Origin of the sequence: Streptomyces sp. SID5910 (assembly GCF_009862125.1) — a bacterium.
Lineage (GTDB): Bacteria > Actinomycetota > Actinomycetes > Streptomycetales > Streptomycetaceae > Streptomyces.
Map to the genome: position 1 here is coordinate 1 of NZ_WWHX01000525.1, position 428 is coordinate 428.

Below are 428 nucleotides of genomic sequence, written 5' to 3' on the forward strand. Positions count from 1 at the left end.
CCGGAGATGGTGTTCGCCCCGGTCCTGCGCAAGGACCGCGACGAGGCCAGCTCGCTAGTGGAAGCGCTGGCGCAGGTCTATGTCCGGGGGCATGCCGTGGACTGGGCTGCGTTCCTCGCCCCGTCCCGTCCCCGGCTGGTGGAACTGCCCACCTACGCCTTCCAACGAGACCGCTACTGGGTCCAGGCGGCTCAGCCCGCGACCGGCACCTCACTCGACATCCGTGACTCGGCTGATTCTGGTTTCTGGGATGCGGTGGAGCGTGGTGATGCGTCGGAGGTGGCGGATCTGCTGGCGTTGCCGGCGGATGGTGAGTCGCTGACGGCGGTGTTGCCGGCGTTGTCGGCGTGGCGTCGGAGGGATCGTGAGTGGTCGGCGGTCGAGGGCTGGCGTTATCGGGTGGCGTGGTCGCCGGTGACGGTGGCCTC

At 69.2% G+C, this 428-nt stretch carries 1 protein-coding gene; it reads left to right on the plus strand.

Annotated elements, in window-relative coordinates; genetic code table 11:
• Nucleotides 1-428 (plus strand): hypothetical protein (locus tag GTW67_RS18490; protein ID WP_161165930.1); only part of this gene is annotated, 428 nt, incomplete at both ends.